Origin of the sequence: Salinicola sp. MH3R3-1, from assembly GCF_001937155.1 — a bacterium.
Lineage (GTDB): Bacteria > Pseudomonadota > Gammaproteobacteria > Pseudomonadales > Halomonadaceae > Salinicola > Salinicola halophyticus.
The window spans coordinates 80,205-99,103 of sequence record NZ_MSDP01000010.1; the positions used below are offsets into that span (position 1 = coordinate 80,205).

At 64.3% G+C, this 18,899-nt stretch carries 18 protein-coding genes; 12 read left to right on the forward strand and 6 right to left on the reverse strand.

Features of this window, described 5'->3' with window-relative positions:
• Nucleotides 1–91: 91 nt before the first annotated feature.
• The 12 genes from BTW08_RS07515 (at nt 92) to BTW08_RS07570 (ending at nt 10,838) form a co-directional block, all read left to right on the forward strand.
• Nucleotides 92–1,153 carry a hypothetical protein gene (locus BTW08_RS07515; protein ID WP_075561904.1) on the forward strand — a complete coding sequence of 354 codons (1,062 nt, stop codon included), beginning with the start codon at nt 92–94 and terminating at the stop codon, nt 1,151–1,153.
• Nucleotides 1,135–1,908: a PIG-L family deacetylase gene (locus BTW08_RS07520; RefSeq protein ID WP_083627747.1), complete on the forward strand. Its 774-nt coding sequence runs from the start codon at nt 1,135–1,137 to the stop codon at nt 1,906–1,908. The genes BTW08_RS07515 and BTW08_RS07520 overlap by 19 nt, the downstream gene beginning before the upstream one ends.
• 26 nt (nt 1,909–1,934) lie before the next feature.
• On the forward strand, nt 1,935–2,603 hold the full coding sequence (locus tag BTW08_RS07525; RefSeq protein ID WP_083627753.1) for an SAM-dependent methyltransferase: 669 nt from the start codon (nt 1,935–1,937) through the stop codon (nt 2,601–2,603).
• Nucleotides 2,600–3,250, forward strand: a complete 651-nt coding sequence (locus BTW08_RS07530; protein WP_075561905.1) for a glycosyltransferase family A protein — start codon at nt 2,600–2,602, stop codon at nt 3,248–3,250. Before BTW08_RS07525 ends, BTW08_RS07530 begins: the two co-directional genes overlap by 4 nt.
• 288 nt (nt 3,251–3,538) lie before the next feature.
• Nucleotides 3,539–4,348, forward strand: a complete 810-nt coding sequence (locus BTW08_RS07535; protein ID WP_075561906.1) for a transglutaminase family protein — start codon at nt 3,539–3,541, stop codon at nt 4,346–4,348.
• Nucleotides 4,349–4,688: 340 nt separating this feature from the next.
• The gene (locus tag BTW08_RS07540; RefSeq protein WP_139313596.1) at nt 4,689–4,889 is read left to right on the forward strand and encodes a hypothetical protein; all 201 of its coding nucleotides are present in this window, start codon (nt 4,689–4,691) and stop codon (nt 4,887–4,889) included.
• Between the two features lie 331 nt (nt 4,890–5,220).
• On the forward strand, nt 5,221–6,258 hold the full coding sequence (locus BTW08_RS07545; protein ID WP_075561908.1) for a LacI family DNA-binding transcriptional regulator: 1,038 nt from the start codon (nt 5,221–5,223) through the stop codon (nt 6,256–6,258).
• Nucleotides 6,259–6,268: 10 nt separating this feature from the next.
• Nucleotides 6,269–7,288 (forward strand): ABC transporter substrate-binding protein, encoded by a 1,020-nt coding sequence (locus BTW08_RS07550; RefSeq protein WP_083627748.1) that lies wholly within the window; start codon nt 6,269–6,271, stop codon nt 7,286–7,288.
• Nucleotide 7,289: 1 nt separating this feature from the next.
• Entirely contained in the window at nt 7,290–8,108 is an 819-nt protein-coding gene (locus BTW08_RS07555) for an ABC transporter permease (RefSeq protein ID WP_075561909.1), read from the forward strand.
• Nucleotides 8,109–8,179: 71 nt separating this feature from the next.
• Nucleotides 8,180–8,995, forward strand: coding sequence for an ABC transporter permease subunit (locus tag BTW08_RS07560; protein ID WP_075561910.1), 816 nt, complete (start codon nt 8,180–8,182; stop codon nt 8,993–8,995).
• Entirely contained in the window at nt 8,992–9,990 is a 999-nt protein-coding gene (locus tag BTW08_RS07565) for an ABC transporter ATP-binding protein (RefSeq protein ID WP_075561911.1), read from the forward strand. The genes BTW08_RS07560 and BTW08_RS07565 overlap by 4 nt, the downstream gene beginning before the upstream one ends.
• A gap of 32 nt (nt 9,991–10,022) precedes the next feature.
• A complete protein-coding gene (locus tag BTW08_RS07570; RefSeq protein WP_075561912.1) occupies nt 10,023–10,838 on the forward strand; it encodes a phosphodiesterase in 816 nt (271 codons plus the stop codon).
• A gap of 68 nt (nt 10,839–10,906) precedes the next feature.
• On the opposite strand, the gene BTW08_RS07575 is transcribed toward BTW08_RS07570, so the two are convergent.
• From BTW08_RS07575 to BTW08_RS07600, 6 genes are all read right to left on the reverse strand, one after another.
• A complete protein-coding gene (locus BTW08_RS07575; protein WP_075561913.1) occupies nt 10,907–12,700 on the reverse strand; it encodes an alkaline phosphatase family protein in 1,794 nt (597 codons plus the stop codon).
• Nucleotides 12,701–12,721: 21 nt separating this feature from the next.
• Nucleotides 12,722–13,870 (reverse strand): mandelate racemase/muconate lactonizing enzyme family protein, encoded by a 1,149-nt coding sequence (locus tag BTW08_RS07580; RefSeq protein WP_075561914.1) that lies wholly within the window; start codon nt 13,868–13,870, stop codon nt 12,722–12,724.
• 38 nt (nt 13,871–13,908) lie between these two features.
• The gene (locus BTW08_RS07585) at nt 13,909–15,672 is read right to left on the reverse strand and encodes a solute:sodium symporter family transporter (protein WP_075561915.1); all 1,764 of its coding nucleotides are present in this window, start codon (nt 15,670–15,672) and stop codon (nt 13,909–13,911) included.
• Nucleotides 15,669–17,174 carry a tripartite tricarboxylate transporter permease gene (locus BTW08_RS07590; protein ID WP_075561916.1) on the reverse strand — a complete coding sequence of 502 codons (1,506 nt, stop codon included), beginning with the start codon at nt 17,172–17,174 and terminating at the stop codon, nt 15,669–15,671. Before BTW08_RS07590 ends, BTW08_RS07585 begins: the two co-directional genes overlap by 4 nt.
• A gap of 1 nt (nt 17,175) precedes the next feature.
• Nucleotides 17,176–17,613, reverse strand: a complete 438-nt coding sequence (locus BTW08_RS07595; protein ID WP_075561917.1) for a tripartite tricarboxylate transporter TctB family protein — start codon at nt 17,611–17,613, stop codon at nt 17,176–17,178.
• A gap of 65 nt (nt 17,614–17,678) precedes the next feature.
• The gene (locus BTW08_RS07600) at nt 17,679–18,608 is read right to left on the reverse strand and encodes a tripartite tricarboxylate transporter substrate binding protein (protein ID WP_075561918.1); all 930 of its coding nucleotides are present in this window, start codon (nt 18,606–18,608) and stop codon (nt 17,679–17,681) included.
• Between the last annotated feature and the right edge of the window lie 291 nt (nt 18,609–18,899).

Here is an 18,899-nt window from a genome sequence, read left to right on the forward strand (position 1 = left end):
CGAATCCCCCGCCCTTGCTTAAACAGTATCTTGTCGAGCATGAGCATGTGATGCGCCAAGGCAGGCGCCACGTTTTACGAAGGAGCGTACGATGCCCCACCCCGATTGGCGGCGCGCGCTGCGTCGGCTTCGCACCGAGTGGGCAACGCCGGCGGAAGAGCCTCAGACACTCGCGCGGCGCCTCGAGCAGTTGATCGCGCTGGAGCTCGATCGACTGCCACGGCCGGCCCAGGGCGAGACCTTGACCCGCTGGGCGACGCTTGCAGACATTGCCGGACTCGATCTCGCGCTGATCAAACTGTTCGAAGGCCACACCGACGCGCTGGCGATCATCGCCGAGCTGAGCGACGCCGATCGCTTCCCGCCAGAGGCGACATGGGCCGTGTGGGCCGCGGAACCGCCGTTTGCCCGCGTCGAGATCATTGCTGATGAAGCGACGACCGGGCCGCTGCCGGACCGCCAGCGCGTACGCCTGAACGGTCGCAAGGCGTGGTGCTCCGGCGCCGCGACGGTCTCTCACGCACTGGTCACCGCCTGGCATGAGCAAATTCCTTATCTCGCTGCCGTCGAGATGCAAACGCCCGGCGTTCGGGTCACGCAGACCGGCTGGCATGCCGTGGGTATGGCGGCCACCCAGAGCGTGGACGTGGATTTCGACGGCGCCGAGTCAGTTCTCGTCGGTCCCGCCAGAGGCTATCTACAACGTCCCGGTTTCTGGCAGGGCGGCATCGGCATCGCCGCCTGCTGGTGGGGCGCCGCCGCCAGATTGGGCGAGATACTGCGGGCGAGCGTCGCCAAGCGGGACGACCCGCACGCCCTGGCGCATCTGGGCGCGGTCGAACTCGCGCTGCGCCATGGTGAAGCGCGCCTGCGAGAGGCCGCCAGCTGGATCGACGAGCACCCCGACGCCGATGCACGCTATCTGGCGTTGTCCGTACGCTGCGCCGTCGACGCCGTCGTCGAGGAAGTCATTCATCATGTCGGCCGCGGCGTCGGTGCCGGCCCCTATTGTCGCGATCCGGCATTTGCCCGGCTGATCGCCGACCTGCCGGTATTCGTCCGCCAGTGCCACGCCGAGCGCGACCTGCAGGCGATCGGGGACTATCGCCGACAGGATCACGAGGAAATTTCGGAATGGAATCTGTGGCCATGATCGGAAAAGAGCGGCGAATCGAAGGCGATGGCACGCCGCTGGAGATCTGGCTTGACTGGCCGGAGCTGGCGGCATTGCCCACGTTCGATCTGGAAGCGCGAATCGCCAAAGGTCGACGCGTGGTGGTGGTAGCACCGCACCCCGACGATGAGATCCTCGGTTGCGGCGCCCTGCTGCAGCAGTGTCATGCCCTGGGTCGCGAACTGCTGATGGTTTCGGTGACCGACGGCACCGGCAGCCACCCGGACTCGACACGCTGGCCACCCGAGCGGCTGGCCGCCACGCGACCCGAGGAGAGCCAACGCGCACTGGCCTGCCTGGGGCTCGACGACATCGAGACGATTCGCCTGAGACTGCCCGATACGCAAGTCGCCACGGAAACGGCGGAACTCGCCTTCCGGCTGCACAAGGTGCTGCGCGACGACGACGTCATTGTCACGACATGGCGCGGGGATGGCCATGCCGATCATGAAGCGGTCGGCGAGGTCTGCGCCAAGCTGCTGAAGGAGAGCCAACGCACCCTGCTCGAGATGCCGATCTGGATGTGGCACTGGGCAACGCCGGACGACCCGCGTGTGCCGTGGCATCGCGCTTACCGATTGCCGTCGACGGCCACCGAAATCGAGCGCAAGCAGCACGCCATGCGCGAACACGTCAGCCAGTGCGAGCCCGACCCCACGACCGGCCGGCCACCGATTCTGTCTGCCCAGGCGCTTGCTCGCCTGATGCAGGATCACGAGGTGCTGCTGGTATGAGCGCCCGTGACATGAACGAACTTGGCATGAACGAACCTGGCACGAATGAAGACTTTTCGACCGGCATTGCCGAAGCCGGCACGCAAGATGCCGCCAAGGCCGATGCCAGGCTCGAACTTCACGCGCATTTCGAGCGTCTGCACGCCCAATCCAGCGATCCGTGGCACTACGACGCTTCCTGGTACGAACAGCGCAAGCGGGCTCTGACGCTGGCAATGCTAACGCGCTCGCGTTATCGCCACGCGTTCGAACCCGGCTGCTCGGTGGGCGTACTCAGCGCCGACCTGGCGCCGCGTTGCGATCGACTGCTGTGCTGGGACATCAGCGCCAGCGCCGTCGCTCATGCTCGCCGCCGACTGGCACCCTGGCGATACGCACAGGTCGAGCAGCACGAGCTGTCGGACACGCCAACCGAGGCGCTTCCCACCGGGGCATTCGATCTTGTCGTCTTCAGCGAGCTGGGGTATTACCTGGAACCCGCCGCACTACAGGCAACGATCGAGGGTCTCAAACGCGCCCTGCACCCGTCTGGCGAGCTGGTGGCGTGCCACTGGCGCCATCCACTGGCCGATGGCCGGATGAGCGGCGACGTCGTGCATGAACGGCTGCATGAGATCCTCGAAATGCCCCGTGTCAGTACCCTGACAGAGCGCGATTTCCGCCTGGACCTGTGGTCTGCCGAGGTCGCGCCATGATCGGTGTGGTCGTGCCGGCCCACAACGAGGAGGCCTTGCTCGACGCCTGTCTGGAGTCGCTGCAGGCCGCGGCGGGGCATCCGGCAGTCATCGAGGAAGGCGTGCGTATCGTCGTGGTGCTGGACGCGTGCACTGATGGATCCCACGCCGTCGCGCGCCAACGTGGCGTGACGACGCTCGACGTCGACTTCACCAACGTCGGCATGTCGCGCCATGTCGGCGCGCAATGGCTGATCGAACGCGGCGCGCGCTGGCTGGCCTTCACCGACGCCGACACCATCGTTCAGCCCGACTGGCTCGCCCAGCAGCTCGACAGTCGCGCCGATGCCGTCTGCGGCGGTATCCGGCTGGAGGGTTGGGACCAGCTACCCCGGGAGCTGCGCCGCCGCTTCGTCGCCTATCGACGCGCCCTGCCCGATGGCCGGCACATCCATGGCGCCAATCTCGGCGTTGCTGCCGGCGCCTATCAGGCGGTCGGCGGTTTCGCCCCGCTCGCCACCCAGGAGGACGTGCATCTGGTTGCCGCCCTGCAGCAGCACGGCTACACCATCGACTGGCGCGAAACCCTGAAGGTCCTGACCAGCACCCGTCAGGATGCCCGGGCCCCAGGGGGGCTCGGTGAACGACTACGTGCCCTGCAGCTCTAGTCGCCGCGCCCGCCGGGCCACGGTCCTGGCAACCGCAACGGCAACCACAGCCACAGCCACAACCACTACCAACGACGGTGCAGGTCGTCGATTCGCCTAATCGCCGAAGGCAGCCCATACTGAAATGAAGACACGCCATGACGGCTTCTACGCACCGTCATGTCTTGTGATGGCGGTTGTCCTGCCGCTCAAATCTCAACGCTTACGTCCTATCGCTCACGCCCCATCAGTTCGGGCTGGCCATCAGCCGCCCTTTTCCTCTCGACAGGTTCGCCAGGAGATACCGCTGTGAGAATTCAACTAGGCTGCGAGATGATCTATCAGTTCGCTGCGCCCACGCCGATGATCGCGATGCTCAACGTGCACCACTCACGATTCGCGAGCCTGGAGCAGCCCGATCACCTGACGACCACTCCCATCGTTCCGCTATCGAGCTATCGCGATAGCTTCGGCAACTGGTGCAATCGGTTGGTGGCGCCCGCCGGCACCTTCTCACTGGGCACCAACACCGTGCTGCACGACGACGGCGGCTATGATCCGGTCGATGTCACGGCGCAGCAGCATCCGGTGGAGACACTGCCGTCGGACGTGCTGCTGTATCTATTGGGTAGCCGTTATTGCGAAACCGATCTGCTCAGCGAAATCGCCTGGCAACGATTCCAGTCCACCCCGCCGGGGTGGCAGCGCGTTCAGGCGATCTGCGATTTCGTCCACGACCACATCACTTTCGGCTACGAGCACTCGCGACCCACTCGCACCGCCGCGGAAGCCTACCGGGAACGCGTCGGCGTCTGCCGCGACTACACCCATCTGGCCGTCACGCTGTGCCGCTGCATGAACATCCCCGCCCGCTACTGCACCGGCTATGTCAGCGATATCGGCAACCCGCCGCCCTATGCCGACATGGACTTCGCCGCCTGGATGGAAGTCTATCTCGGCGGACGCTGGTGGACCTTCGACCCGCGCAACAACGCGCCCTGCATCGGCCGCGTGCTGATCGCCCAGGGCCGCGACGCCACCGATGTACCGCTGACCCACACCTTCGGCCCCAATACCCTGGGCGGATTCAGCGTGTGGATCTACCAGCTGGCGGAGTGACTCCCATCCTGGATCGCCTCCCCGCCTCGCCGGCGGTCTCGAGATAACTCATGCAGAGCGGAGCGGGCTTCCCGATCCTCTTCCTGAATCGGGATGCCCTCCGACGTTAAAGCACATTAACGGTCGCCATCGAGAGAACGGGCTATCGTAAGACGGGTTGGTAGAGGGCCTCCCGTCAGGGACCGCATGGTGCAAAACGCGGCCCCCGCTTCATCAACAGATCCGATACAGGTCGAAGACATGGGAAAACGATAAAAACGCGGTTCTTGACGGCAACCAGCGATGGATCGGCCGAGTCAGCAAGGAAAACGGCGCGCAAAACGTCCTCGTGGAGACGGAAGTGGGTACGACCTATCGTATCCCGGCGAACCGAATCACGCGGCAGGAGACCCACTGGATATTGACGGATCCGATCGACGATTTTCCAAAAATCCCCTCCGAACAGGAGATCCAGGATCGCGTCGACGACATGAGTGAAGACAGCTTCCCGGCCAGCGACCCACCCAGCTTCACCCCCGAGAAGCCGGACATCAATTCATAGAACATCCGTGCCTAGTAGCTAGCCGCAGCAACAGGCGAGGTTCCAAACCACGTTTCCAATAACAAAGCCCTCTCAACGAGGGCTTTTTTTGACGTCTGGATCTTCGAATTGGCGAGTTGAGCATCGCCCCGGTGACTCCTTCAGGTTAATCAAGGCTGTCCATTGGCCGGTTGTCCTGAAGCCCACCATGCCCGTCAGCGGCGCCGGCGCCTCCCTTCTTCGCAACTTTCAACGGATACGCATCATTCAACTGACATGTTGACGTCATCGCAGTGTCACGCGCCGAACTCAAACTGCAAACGTTTTCATTCATGCAGGCTGCGTTGCCGTTATGTCATTCACGCCACGTCCATCGCTCGTCCAGATTGCCGAACAGACCGGCGTGTCTCCGGCCACGGTGTCACGCGCGTTCAACCGACCCGAAATGCTGAGTGACGCGACTCGCAAGCGGATCCTGGCGACCGCCAAGCGTCTCGGTTTCCGGCCCAACCGGATCGGCAGCAGCCTGCGCTCGGGCAGCACGAAGACCTTGGGACTGTTGCTGCCGACAATGTCAAACCCGGTCTTCGCGGCCTGTTTCGAGGGCGCCGAAGCGCGTGCACTGGAGGCCGGCTACAGCGTGATGCTGGCGACGACGGGCTACGACAGTCAGCGCGAACGAACCGCTGCTCGCAGCCTGCTTGATCACCGCGTTGACGGGTTGATCCTGACCGTCTCCGACCCGAGTACCAGCGCCACCCTCGACGAGCTGACCGCCAGCGACGTGCCCTTCGTGCTGGCCTACAACGAGAGCGATTCGCATCCTTTCGTCAGCGTCGACAACCACGCCGCCGCCGGCGACATGGTCGAATATCTGGTGGCATGCGGACATCGCCAACTCGCCATGATCAGCGGCCCGCTCGACGCTTCCGATCGCGCGTCGAAGCGTCTCGATGGCGTGCTGGATCGCGCCGCGACTCTGGGCCTGCCAGCGCCGATCCACGTTTCGATGCCGCAGCATACCGCTGCCGATCGAGGTCGTCTGAAGAGCCTGATGGCGTCACCGGAGCCGCCGACCGCGCTGTTCTGCTCTAACGATCTGCTCGCCACCGCCGTGATCGCCGAACTGTCTTCACTCAGTTTACGCGTGCCCAGGGATCTTTCGGTATGCGGTTTCGACGGCATGGCATTCGGCGCCTTGATGGTGCCGTCGCTGGCCAGCGTCCACCAGCCGAGTTTCGAGATCGGTAGCCAGGCCTGCCAGGAGCTACTCAGCGCGCTCGGCGGCGAAGGCAGCCGTTCTCTGCGCCTGCCCCATCGCCTGTTTGGCGGCGATACCGTCGCCAGTTTGTCGCACCAAGCCGTTCAACCATCGCATTGCCACTCTTGAGGATTGCATCATGTTGAAGCACACGCTACGCGCCGCCGCCATGGCGTTGGGAGTCGTCGGCGCCGCTCTGAGCCCGCTGGCGGCCCAGGCCGACGACAACGCTATCTGCTACAACTGCCCGCCGGAGTGGGCCGACTGGGGCACCCAGTTGAAGGCCATCGAGCAGGACACCGGCATTCACGTGCCCCAGGACAACAAGAATTCCGGTCAGTCGCTGGCCTCGATCACTGCCGAGAAGAGCAACCCGGTCGCCGATGTCGTCTATTACGGCGTCACCTTCGGCATCCAGGCCGCCGAGCAGAACCTGGTGCAAGCCTACAAACCCGCCCACTGGGACGAAATTCCCGCCGGCCTCAAGGATCCGGACGGCAAGTGGTTCGCGATTCACTCCGGTACGCTGGGCTTCATGGTCAATGTCGATGCGCTGGGCGATACGCCGGTGCCGCAATCCTGGGAAGACCTGCTCAAGCCGGAGTATCGCGGCCTGATCGGTTATCTCGACCCGTCTTCGGCTTTCGTCGGCTACGTCGGTGCGGTCGCGGTCAACGGCGCGTTGGGTGGCTCGCTAAAGGACTTCACCCCGGCGATCGAGTGGTTTCAGAAGCTGCAGGAAAACGACCCCATCGTACCCAAGCAGACCGCCTACGCCCGCGTGCTCTCCGGCGAGATTCCGATCCTGCTCGACTATGACTTCAACGCCTATCGGGCGCGCTACGACGACAACGCCAACGTCCAATTCGTGATCCCGCAGGAGGGCACCATCACCGTGCCCTACGTGATGAGCCTGGTAGCCAACGATCCCAACCCGGAAGCGGGCAAGAAGGTGCTCGACTACGTGCTCTCCGATAAGGGGCAGTCGATCTGGGCCGATGCCTACCTGCGCCCCGTGCGTCCGGGTGCCGCCTCGAAGGAAGCCCAGGCGAAGTTCCTGCCGGATAGCGACTATGCCCGTGCCGGGACCATCGACTACGCCGAGATGGCGGCAGCCCAGCGCGCTTTCTCCCAGCGTTACGCCAACGAGGTCGACTGAGATGGGTCGCCGCGCCTGGCTGATCATCGCCATTCCGGCCATCACGCTGTTCGTCGCTTTCTGGCTGCTGCCGATGGCCAAGCTGGCCGGGCTGGGCGCGGCGACGCCTCAGGGCATGGACGTCTCCGCCTACTGGCTGGTGCTGACCCAGCCGCGCTACTGGCAGAGTCTGGCCAACACCGTGGGGTTGTCGCTGGCGGCAACGCTTGCCACGCTCGCGATCGCGCTACCGGTCAGCCGATTTCTCGCCCGTCACCCGGCGTTTCCCGGGCGGCGGGTGCTGATGTCGCTGCTGATCTTTCCACTCGCCTTTCCCGGCGTGGTGGTGGGCTTTCTGGTGATTCTCGCCACGGGGCGCCAGGGCGTGCTCAATACGCTGGCGAAAGCGCTTTCCGGTGAACCGATGGTGCTCGCCTACGGCATGGCGGGACTGTTCATCGGCTATCTCTACTTCCTGCTGCCGCGCACCATCGGTGTGCTGATGGCGGCAGTGGAAGGGATCGACAGGCACTGGCTGGAAGCGGCGCAGACCCTGGGCGCAAGCCCTTGGCGACGCTTCGTCGATATCGAGCTGCCGGCATTGACCAGCGCGCTGACCGCCGCCGGTGCGATGTGTTTCGCCACCGCCATGGGCGCCTTCGGCACGGTATTCACGCTCGGCACCAAGATCGACGTGCTGCCGATAACCATCTACGACGAGTTCACCAACTACGCGAATATTCCGGTTGCCGCGGCACTCTCCGTGGTGCTGGGGCTGGCCACCTGGGCGGCGCTCTATATCGCCAACACGCTCGCCAACCGTTCGGCCAGCGCCCGCTGATGTCGTTTCCCCGATATTCAAAACAGACCGTCGAACCGACCGTTAAACCATGCCGCTGAGACTTCAAGCCCATGATCCATTCTCGCCTCGACACCCGGCTGGGCCTGACGATTACCCTGGCCGTCACTGCCTTCCTGATCGGCCCGGTACTGCTCTCCGTTACTGCCGGGCTGACGAAGAACTATTTCGTCGGGCTATCCAGCGGTCTGACGCTGGACTGGGTAGTTCAGGTCTGGGATCTCTATGCCGACACGATCTGGCGCTCCTACGGCGTGGCGCTGGCCACGCTCGTCATCACTGCAGTCATCGGCGTGCCCGCTGCCTGGGTGCTGACGCTGTTTCCCGGCCGACTTTCCCGCCTGCTCGAGGAGTTGCTGACGCTCCCCGTCGCCGTGCCGGGGCTCGCCACCGCACTGGCCCTGATCGTCTCCTGGGGTAGCGTCGGCTGGCTGCGCAGTAGCGTTTTATTCATCGTCATCGGCCATGTGCTGTTCACGCTGCCGTTCATGGTCCGCGCGGTGCGCGCCGGGATGCAGGGCGCCGATCTGGTGGTGCTGGACGAAGCCGCGGCGACTCTCGGCGCCAGCCGCCGCCGACGCTTTTTCGACATCATCGTGCCTGCCGCCCGCAGCGGTATCGTCACCGGCGCGCTGACCGTGGTGACGCTCTCCATCGGCGAATTCAACCTGACCTGGCTGCTGCACACGCCGCTGACCAAGACGCTGCCGGTCGGGCTGGCCGACAGCTACGCCTCGATGCGTCTCGAGGTCGCCTCCGCTTACACCCTCGTTTTCCTGTTGATGCTGTTGCCACTGATGGTCGGCCTGCAGTGGTTCGCGGCCCGCACTACGCGCAGTGGCAGCATCTCGCTTGGAGCTTCGACATGACCCTTGCTTCACCCATTCAGGCGCTTTCCATCACCCTGAACAACTGCGCCAAGACCTGGCCCGATGGTACTCGCGCGCTCGAGCCGCTGGACCTGGAAGTGCGCGCCGGCGAAACGCTCGCCCTGCTCGGCCCGTCCGGCTGCGGCAAGACCACGCTCCTTCGCATGATCTGCGGTCTGGAAGAGACCGACGCCGGCGGCATCATTCGTTTCGGCAACGACGACGTCACCCGGGTAGCGCCGGAGGCGCGAGGCGTCGGCGTGGTCTTTCAGGGCTACGCGCTGTTTCCCAACATGAACGTGGCGCAGAACGTTGGCTACGGACTCAAGATTCGCGGGGTGGATGTCGATACGCGGCGAAAGCGCGTCATGGAAATGCTCGAACTGGTCGAGCTGGAAGCGCTGGCAGAGCGCCGAGTCGATCAGCTCTCCGGCGGGCAGCGGCAGCGCGTGGCGCTGGCCCGGGCGATCGCCATCGAGCCCCGCGTACTGCTGCTCGACGAACCGTTGACCGCACTCGATGCGCGCCTGCGCCAACAGCTGCGGGTCGATCTCGCCGCCCTGCTACGCAAGCTCGGCATCACCTGCGTGATCGTCACCCACGATCAGGAGGAGGCGATGATGCTCGGCGACCGGGTAGCGGTGATGTCTGCCGGACGGCTGGAACAGATCGGGCAGCCGGAGACGCTCTATCGCGAACCCGCCTCTCCTTTCGTTGCCGACTTCATCGGCACGCTTTGCCAGCTTCAGGGCAGTGTTGTGAGCGCTCACCACGGCGTCGAGTCGCTCAGCTTCCGGCCGCACGAGATACGACTCGGCTCGCCGGGTAACGGGCTCGAGGCCAACATCGTCGCCCGCTTCTATCTTGGCAGCCATATCCGCTTCGAGCTCGTCCTCGACGACGGTCAGCCATTCACGGCGCTGGCCGGACCCGATGCCCCGTGGCAGCCGGGCGATACCGTTGCCGTCACGTTGGATCAGACCCACGCCGCCTGAACTAGGGACTACCGTCTTCAAGGACCGTCATCATGCTGATCGCCCAGATCACCGACCTGCACGTTCGCCAGCCGGGCCAGAAGGCCTATCGCGTGGTCGAGACCGACCGCTATCTGCCGCCGACCGTCGCCGCACTCAACGCGCTCGACCCACGCCCGGAAGTGGTGCTGATTACCGGCGATGCCACCGATTTCGGCCGCCCTGAAGAGTACGCTACGCTGGCCGAGCGGCTCGCGCCGCTGGAAATTCCCTGGTATCTGATTGCCGGTAACCACGACGATCGCCAGGCGATGCGCGCCGCCTTCCCCGAGCACGATTATCTCGGTGAAGGCCCGTTCATCCAATACGCCATCGAACGCTTTCCGCTAAGGTTGCTGGCGCTGGATACCCTGATTCCCGGTGAAGGAAGGGGCGAACTCTGCGCCCAGCGTCTCGACTGGCTTGCAGCACGTCTGGCGGAACAGCCGGAGAGGCCGACGCTGATCTTCATGCACCACCCGCCATTCGCCACCGGCATCGCGCATATGGACGCCATCGGCCTCACCGGCGCAGCCGAGATGGCCGCGATCGTGCGCGATTACCCCAACGTGGAACGCATCATCTGCGGCCATGTCCACCGCACGATCTTTCAGCGCTTTGCCGGCACCATCGCCAGCTGCTGCCCCAGCACCGCCCACCAGGTCGCGCTCGATCTACGCGACAACGGTCCCTCTGCTTTCGTCATGGAGCCGCCGGGCTATCAACTTCATCTCTGGCGCGATGGAGAGTTGATCACTCACCACGCCGTGTTCGGCGACTATGGAATGCCGCACCCCTTTCATGAAGAGGGCGGACTAATTGATGAGTGAGGGGCTGGCCTGAAGGTATCTGGGCGGTCCGCACTGACGACTTGTGCGTCGTCCGAGTCGCGTTTCCTCTACCGGCGTGACTCCAGCAACCCCTCCAGCACCTTGCCCTCCAGCGAGTCAGTGGAGAGCCCGAGCAACCGCGCGAAAGTGGCCCCGGCGCTGTCCATGCGCTGGATGCCGCGATGGGTATCGAACGGCAGTTCGACGCCGGCTCGAATGCCGGCGCCGTGGAAGAACGCCACGCCGTGGTTGGAGGCGAACCCGGTGCTGGCGGTGGGCACCTGCGGGCCGTGATTGGCGCCGGGGGTGACGAGTTCGGCGACGGTATCGCCGCGCTGGTTGGTGCCCCAGACGAAGCCGGGGGCGTAGGCGAAGAGCACGTCGCCCATGCGTTCCCCCCAGTAGCCGAGCGGGCTGGCGTCCTGTTTCTTGAGTGCCAGCGCGACCACGTTGCGCTCGCCGCTAGCCGTTTCGACGTACCAGGTGGTCAGCGCCTTGAGGATGCGCGTCTGTACCCGCTCGATCTCGGCTGTCGGCACGAGGTCGCGATTGACGAAGATTTCCAGGCCGCCGCGCTCGTCCTTGAGCAACGCCTGGCTCGCGGCGACGTCGGGCTTGCCCTCTCCGTCGATCGTGCACAGGTCGAATTCGGCCAACCGCCTGTGGATATCACAGAGGTGGGAGTTGGGCACGTCGCCGTGATCGGAGGCGAGCACCAGCGTGGTGTCGTCGTCGCAGCCGGCCAGGGCCCGGCCCACGGCGGCGTCGAGAATGCGGTACGAGCGCCGGATCACCTCGAGATAACGCTCGTGATCGCTGGCCGTGTAGAACTTGGATTCGGGATCGCACTGGGCGAGGCAGGTGTGATGGGTCTCGTCGTTGAGCCGGAAGACGGTGGCGAAGAGCGAGAAACCCTCGTCATTGAGCAGGGTCAACGCACTGTCGACCAGCCACTCGAGCTGGTAGCGCCCCTCTTCGAAACTGGTTTCGAAGTAGCGGGTATCCGGGTCGGCGGAAACGGTCCATTTGGATAGGAACGGCCCGTGGCGTTCGATCAGCCGGCGCGCCAGGCCCGGCCTACCGCTGCTGCCTTCCGGTGCGGTGATCTGGGACTGCAGCAGGTCGATCCTGCCACTGTCGGCATCAAGATCGAGCAGCTTGAAGCGCACCGCCGCCGGCTTGCCCTCAATGGCGTGCTCGTCCGTCAGTGGCAGCCAGTCGCTCCATTCGTCGACGCGCAGGCTCGCTTCCGCTCTCGCGATCTCGAGACGCAAACGCCCACCGTCGAGACGCAACGTTACCGGTACCGGCTCGCCACGATGGGCGGGAATCAGCGCGACGAAACCGTCATCCGAGCGCTCGATGGCGAAGCGATTGTGCTTCTGGTGGTGAGCCAGCGTGCCGGTGGGCGGCCAGCCCAGCGCTTCGGTCGATGGTGTCGATGTCCACCGGTCGAGATGGGTGCTGTGCAGGCACGCCGGCGCCAGCTCCATCGGCGCTGGGCCGCTGCCGCTGTAGAACGGCGCAAAGCAGAGATCGCGCTCGCCCGCGGGCACCAGGCTTTCGGGGAAGTGCACCAGCGCCGCCCGCTGGCCGGCGTCGCGCATCAGCTCCAGCAGATGCCCGGTGCCGCTGGGTGGGAGGCGCTGGCCGACCCAACTGGTGCCGGGCGCCTGGCCGGTCAGGAACGTCACGAAATTGGTATCGCCCCAGGTCGAGATATAGGGCAGCAGCCGCGTCGAGCCGCCTTCGTCGCGCAGGCGCTGGATGTTCGGCAGCACGCCCTCGGCGCAGAAGCGCTCGACCAGCTCGGGGATCAGACCATCGACGCCCAGCAGCAGGATTTTACGGTTCTGACTCATGAGATCTCCTGTGGGCGCCAGTTACTGGACGGTGTACTGGTCGATGATGGATCGATCGATCTCGATGCCCAGGCCCGGTTTGTCGAGCACTTCGACACAGCCGTTGGCGTTGAGCTGGAACTCGCCGCCAATCAGCTCCTGACGGAACGGGTGCGCCGATTGATCGTATTCGAGCATCGGTTCGTCGGGGGTGAGCGATAGCGGCTGCGGCGGCAAGGTGGCGATCAGTTGGACGGCGGCGGCCAACCCCACGCCGGTGCCCCAGACGTGCGGGATCATCGGTACGTGAAAGGCCTGGGCCAGCGCAGCGATCTTGCGGCACTCGGTGAGCCCGCCGGCGGCGCCGATATCCGGCTGAATCACGTCCAGCGCGCCTTCGCTGATCCAGTCGCGGTAGCCAATCTTGGAGTACTCGTTCTCGCCGGCGGCGATCCAAGTACGCGAGACGCCCTTGAGTTCGCGATAGCCGTGGCGGTTCTCCGGGCTCAGCGGCTCCTCGAACAGATGCACCCGCGTCTCTTCGAGCTCCATCAGAATGCGCCGCGCCGCCGGCACGCTGTAGGCGCAGTTGGCGTCCATCATCAGCGCGATCTCATCGCCCACCGCCTCGCGCACCGCGCGCATGTCGCGGATATCCGCCTCGATGCCGAAACCGGTCTTGATCTTCATCGCCCGGTAGCCGTTGGCCTGATGGCGCAGCGCCTCCTCGACCACTTCCTCGGGATAGTTGCCGCCCTCGCGGCGATAGAAACCGGTGGCGTAGGGCCGGATCTCGTCGCGAAAAGCGCCACCCATCAAGCGGTGGATCGGCTGGCCCAGCGCCTTGCCGGCCAGATCCCACAGCGCGATGTCGATCGCCGCGATGCCGAACAGCGCCACGCCCTTCTGACCGTAGGGGCGGGTGTGGTTGTACATCGTCTCCCACAGCACTTCCCGCTCGAACACCGAGCGCCCGATCACCAGCGGCTTGAGCGCGTATTCGACCATCGCCTGGGCAACCTGCGGCGGCTGCAGGCCGTGGTTGACGCATTCGCCCCAGCCGATCAGGCCATCCTCGGTGTGAATCTCCACCAGCATCGCCGTGCGCTGATGCACCCAGCCCTGGGAGAACGAAAACGGCTGCTCCAGCGGCGCGGCCAGTACGTGGGTTTTGAGATCAGTGATCTTCATGGAGAATGACTCCGCAACGGATAGAGAATGGGATGAACTTACGTGCTGGACCGGGCCGTCTGCGCGGACTTGCCGCGCAGGCGAGAAGCGATCAGGCGGTAGAGGCCGTAAAGCACCAGCAAAGTGACCCCGCTGACGCCGAGGACGATGACGATAGAGCCGGAGGGCGAAGTTACGCCCAACGGTGACAGCGCCGCGTAGACCAGCACGAACAGCGCCACCAGCAGCCAGCTGGCGTGCCGGGCATAGCGCCATGGCGTGATGTCGACTTCCCGCGTATCCGGTATCTCGACCGGCTCGGGCAGCGGCTTCAGCACGCGCACCAGCGTCATCACGCCAAGCATCAGCAGGAAGTTGATCCCCACTAGCAGCAACCAGTGGACCTGGACGAAGCCGAGATCGTCACCCAGCACGAAGTGCGTCAGATAGAAGAACGTCATGCCGAAGACGAGGCCGACGTAACCCGCCAGCGCTGGCGCTCGCTTGGAGATCACGCCGAACAGAATCACCGTGAAGATCGGCACATTGATCACCGCCATGATGGTGCGCATCAGGGTGTAGAGGCTATCGGCGTTGGCGATATAGGGCGCGATCACGATGCAGATCGCGATGGTGGCAGTGGCGAACAGCTGCCCCACGCGGACGGTCTCGCGGTCGGTGGCGTTCGGTTTGATCAGCGATTTGTAGATATCCAGGCTGATCAGCGTCGAGAGACTGTTCACGCCGCTGTTGAAGGAGCTGAGAATCGCCCCGAACATCGCCGCGCAGAAAAAGCCGGTCAGCCAGGGCGGCAGGATCGAGCGCACCAGCACCGGATAGGCGACATCGGCGTTGAGCGTCTCGCTCCCCGGCTTGGTGGGAATTTCCAGCATGCCCTGCTGGTAGAGATGCCAGGCGATGATGCCCGGCAACACCAGCATCAAGACGCCGGCCATCTTGAGGAATCCGGCGGCCAGCACGCCCTTCTGGCTCTCGGCCAGCGAACGCGCACCCAGCGCCCGCTGCACGATCGCCTGGTTGGTGCACCAGTAGAACAGGTTGATCAGCAGCACGCCGGAGATCATGCCGTACCAGGGGATGTTGGCGTCCGGCGAGGTGCCGACGGCGTTGAGCCGCTCCGGCGCCTGGGTCGTCATCACCTGCCAGCCGCCGAACAGATCTCCGCCGCCCAACGTATAGAGGCCCAGGATCGGCACCAGCAGCCCGGCGATCAGCAGGCCGACGCCGTTGATGGTGTCCGAGACCGCCACCGCCTTGAGCCCGCCGAAGACCGCGTAGATGCCCCCGACCACGCCGATGGCGATGACCATCACCCAGGTCGTGGCGGTCTGGCCGATGCCGAACAGCGTGCCGATATCGAACAGTTGGCCGAGGGTAATCGCACCGGCGTAGAGTACGAACGGCAGGAAGCCGATGACGATGGCGTAGATGAAGATGAACGAGGCGACGAGCCGCATCCGCCGGCCGTACCGGTGCTCGAGAAACTGCGGCACGGTGCCGATGCCGGAGCGCAAGTAGCGCGGCAGGAAGACGAAGGCCAGCACGATCAGAGTCAGCGCCGCCACGGTCTCCCACGCCATCACGTTGGCGCCGTTGCTGAAGGCGTTGGCGTTGAGCCCGGTCAACTGCTCCGCCGAGATGTTGGTCAGAAACAGCGAGCCGGCGATCACGATCCAGCTCAGGCTGCGCCCGGCCAGGAAATAGCCCGATATCTGACTGAGATCGTCACGCCGCGTCTTCCACCAGGAAATGACCGCAACCAGCGCCGTAAATCCGAGAAACGAGATTAGGGTCAGCGTCATGATCGCTCCTCCCGAGCAGCGACTTTCGCCCGCCACTCAAGCACGCCCGCCGCCACTGTCCAGACCAGAAACAGCGCAATCAACACGAACAGCGTGGTGGCGATACCGCTATGGGTGAAGAACGAGAAGAAGTCACCGCGCGAGATCAGCAGGCCTCGGCGCAATGAACTCTCCAGCGCCGGCCCCAGCACCATGCCGATGACCAGCGGCGCCAGCGGATAGCCACCGCGGCGTAGCACGTAGGCGAGAATCCCGGTCAATGCCGCGACCACCAGATCCAGCGGATTGCCGCGTACCGACACCGCGCCGATGAAGCTGAACATGACGATGCCGGCCATCACGAAGCCCAGCGGCAGCTTGAACAGGTAGCGGAACAGCCCGATGGAGGGCTTGCTCAGAATCAGCATGGCGACGTTGACGATGATCAGCACCACGAACAGCGCGTAGACCGTCTGCGCCTGGTCCGCCATCAAACGTACGCCCGGTGTGATGCCGTGAATCACCATGGCGCCCATCATCATCGCCGTGACCACGTCGCCGGGAATGCCCAGCGCCAGGGTGGGAATGAAGGCGCTGCCGGTCACCGCGTTGTTGGAAGATTCCGAGGCGATGATGCCATCCGGCTCGCCCTTACCCAGATTGGCCCGCCGCGGCGACAGTTTCTGCGCCGCGGCATAGCTGATGAACGCCGCCGCGGCCGCGCCGGTACCCGGCAGTGCGCCGACGAAACTGCCGATGAACGAACCCCGCACCAGTTCGATCAGGCGTCGGCCGATCTCGCGCAGGGTGGGGAAGCGCAGCCGCGCCTCGGGAATGGAAGTGGCTTCCTCGTCACGCGCCGAAAATCGAACGAAGACTTCCGACAGCGCGAACGCCCCCACTACCACCGGGATCAGATCCAGCCCCGAGCTGAGCGCGTAGGTGCCGAAGGTGAAGCGGTCGGCGCCAGTGATCGGGTCGCTGCCGACCATCGAGAAGAAGAAACCCATCATCCCGCAGGCGAGGCCCTTGAGCAGGCTGCCACGAGAGATCCCGACGATGCAGAGCATCGCCAGACAGACCAGCGCGAAGACTTCGATCGAGCCGAAGTTGACGGCGAACTTGGCCAGCTGCGGGGCGCAGAAGATCAGCAGCACGCAGGAGAGCACGCCGCCGAAGAACGAGGCGAAGGTCGCCCAGCCCAGCGCTTCGTCGACCCGCCCCTGCTGGGTCATCGGGTAACCGTCGAAGGTGGTCGCTGCCGATTGCGGCGTACCCGGCGTGTTGATCAGGATCGCGGTAATCGAACCGCCGTAGACCGAACCGCAGTAGACGCCGATCAGCAGTGCCATGCTGGTGATGACATCCATGCCGAAGGTGAACGGCAGGAAGATCGTCAAGCCCACCACCGAGCCCAGCCCGGGCAGCCCACCGATGATGATGCCCGCCCAGGTACCGATCACGATGGCGAGCAGCGCCTGCCAGGTGAAGGCGTCACCCATCGCCGCCAGAATCACGTCCATCTCAGATCACTCCATTCGTCAGCAGCGCCGGCAGCCGGATCAGCAGCACATGGTGGAACAGGAACCACAGCCCGCCACCGATCACGATCGTGCCCACCAGCAGCGGCAACGGCCGTCGGATACGGAACAGCCACAGCGTCAGCGCCACCAGTGGCAGCGCCGGGATCAGGAAACCGAGACTCGCCGTGGCAATTGCGGCGATCAGCACCGCCGCCATCAGCAGCGGCAGTGGCGACAGCGTCACGTTTTTCACCGGCACACGGCGCACCAGCTCGCCGATCAATATCGCCAGCGCCATCACACACCAGATCGTCAGCACGATGCGCGGCACCAGCATGGCGCTGTCCGGCCCCTGCCATGCCGAGACCGAAAGAGCGCCACCGGCCAGCAGCAGCGCCAGCGCGGTCAAGACGCGGGGGTGAATCAAGGATGCGAACATGAATCGCGACTCCTGAGAGATCGAGAGAGCCATCGCTCAAGCGAACAACGGATCGTGAAAACGGCTTACTGCGTCAGACCCGCATCCTTCAGCACCTGCTTGTTGGCCTCGAAGCGCTTTTGCACGAACGCCTTGAAATCATCCGGCCCGAGATAGGCGATACCCGCCTTGGCCTTGTCGGCAAAGGTCTTGAACTTGTCCGATTCGACCGTCGCCTTGCAGGCATCGGCGTACTGCTGGGCACGTTCATCCGAGATGCCCTTGGGGGCGACGACGCCCTGCCAGACGGCGAAATCCAGCTCGGGCAGACCGAGCTCCTCGATCGTCGGCACGTCGTCGTAGCCCTCGACGCGATGGTCGGCAAACACCGCCAGCGGGCGGAGATCGTAGTTTTCGAGAATGGTCTCGGTATCGGCCATGATCTGGATCTCGTTGCCCGCCAGCGCATTCATCGCCGGGCCCGAACCGCTGTAGGGAATGTGCTCGGCTTTGAGGTCGCTGTTGACCACGGTTGCCGCCATGGCGAGATGCGGCAGCGTTCCCGGGCCGGAAGAGCCATAGAGAAACAGCTGATCCTGGGACTCCTTGACCAGCTGCTTGAACGAGGTGATATCGGAGGATTTCGAGACCATCAGGAACATCGGATTGGAAACGGTGCGGCAGATGTAGGTGAAGCTATCCGGACCGTAGGGCAGCTTTTTCAGCGAGGGCTGAATCGTCAGCGCCCCGGCCGGCTCGTAGCCGATGATGTTGGGATTGCCCTCGCTCTTGGCGACTTCTGCGGTACCGACCGTAGCGCTGGCTCCGGCGACGTTGCGCACCACCGAGGTAACGCCCAGCTGCTGCGAGAAAGTCGGCTCGAAGCTGCGCGCGACGATGTCAGTGGCGCCACCGGCCGCGAACGGCACGATGATGTCCAGATTGTCGGCGGCCACGGCCGACTGGGTCGCGCCGATCAGCGCGAGTACGGCCAGCGAATAACGCAATGATGTCATGGTTAGCTCCATTTTTCGTAGCGCTGCGAAAACGGCGGAAAACAAGCGCTTTAGCAGAATTCGATAGACCTCTGAGCGCTTATCCTGGTCTCGATCGAGTTGCTGCCTCGCCTAAGCCTTTCGATGCATAACGCCTGCTCTGCGAATCGAGCTAAAATCGTAGCGCTACGATTTTTGACGGACAATCATTGCCATTCGTCCATTCGTCGTAGAATTAGACCAAAAGACGAGAGCCGTTGACGAGACGAAACCTCGCCAATGACCCGGTACACTACCGAGCCAAATCGAAAC

Coding starts and splice junctions, on each gene's coding strand:
- BTW08_RS07515 (WP_075561904.1), top strand. CDS start 92: ATGCCCCACCCCGATTGGCGGCGCGCGCTGCGTCGGCTTCGCACCGAG.
- BTW08_RS07520 (WP_083627747.1), top strand. CDS start 1,135: ATGGAATCTGTGGCCATGATCGGAAAAGAGCGGCGAATCGAAGGCGAT.
- BTW08_RS07525 (WP_083627753.1), top strand. CDS start 1,935: ATGAACGAACCTGGCACGAATGAAGACTTTTCGACCGGCATTGCCGAA.
- BTW08_RS07530 (WP_075561905.1), top strand. CDS start 2,600: ATGATCGGTGTGGTCGTGCCGGCCCACAACGAGGAGGCCTTGCTCGAC.
- BTW08_RS07545 (WP_075561908.1), top strand. CDS start 5,221: ATGTCATTCACGCCACGTCCATCGCTCGTCCAGATTGCCGAACAGACC.
- BTW08_RS07550 (WP_083627748.1), top strand. CDS start 6,269: ATGTTGAAGCACACGCTACGCGCCGCCGCCATGGCGTTGGGAGTCGTC.
- BTW08_RS07555 (WP_075561909.1), top strand. CDS start 7,290: ATGGGTCGCCGCGCCTGGCTGATCATCGCCATTCCGGCCATCACGCTG.
- BTW08_RS07560 (WP_075561910.1), top strand. CDS start 8,180: ATGATCCATTCTCGCCTCGACACCCGGCTGGGCCTGACGATTACCCTG.
- BTW08_RS07565 (WP_075561911.1), top strand. CDS start 8,992: ATGACCCTTGCTTCACCCATTCAGGCGCTTTCCATCACCCTGAACAAC.
- BTW08_RS07570 (WP_075561912.1), top strand. CDS start 10,023: ATGCTGATCGCCCAGATCACCGACCTGCACGTTCGCCAGCCGGGCCAG.
- BTW08_RS07575 (WP_075561913.1), bottom strand. CDS start 12,700: ATGAGTCAGAACCGTAAAATCCTGCTGCTGGGCGTCGATGGTCTGATC.
- BTW08_RS07580 (WP_075561914.1), bottom strand. CDS start 13,870: ATGAAGATCACTGATCTCAAAACCCACGTACTGGCCGCGCCGCTGGAG.
- BTW08_RS07585 (WP_075561915.1), bottom strand. CDS start 15,672: ATGACGCTGACCCTAATCTCGTTTCTCGGATTTACGGCGCTGGTTGCG.
- BTW08_RS07590 (WP_075561916.1), bottom strand. CDS start 17,174: ATGGACGTGATTCTGGCGGCGATGGGTGACGCCTTCACCTGGCAGGCG.
- BTW08_RS07595 (WP_075561917.1), bottom strand. CDS start 17,613: ATGTTCGCATCCTTGATTCACCCCCGCGTCTTGACCGCGCTGGCGCTG.
- BTW08_RS07600 (WP_075561918.1), bottom strand. CDS start 18,608: ATGACATCATTGCGTTATTCGCTGGCCGTACTCGCGCTGATCGGCGCG.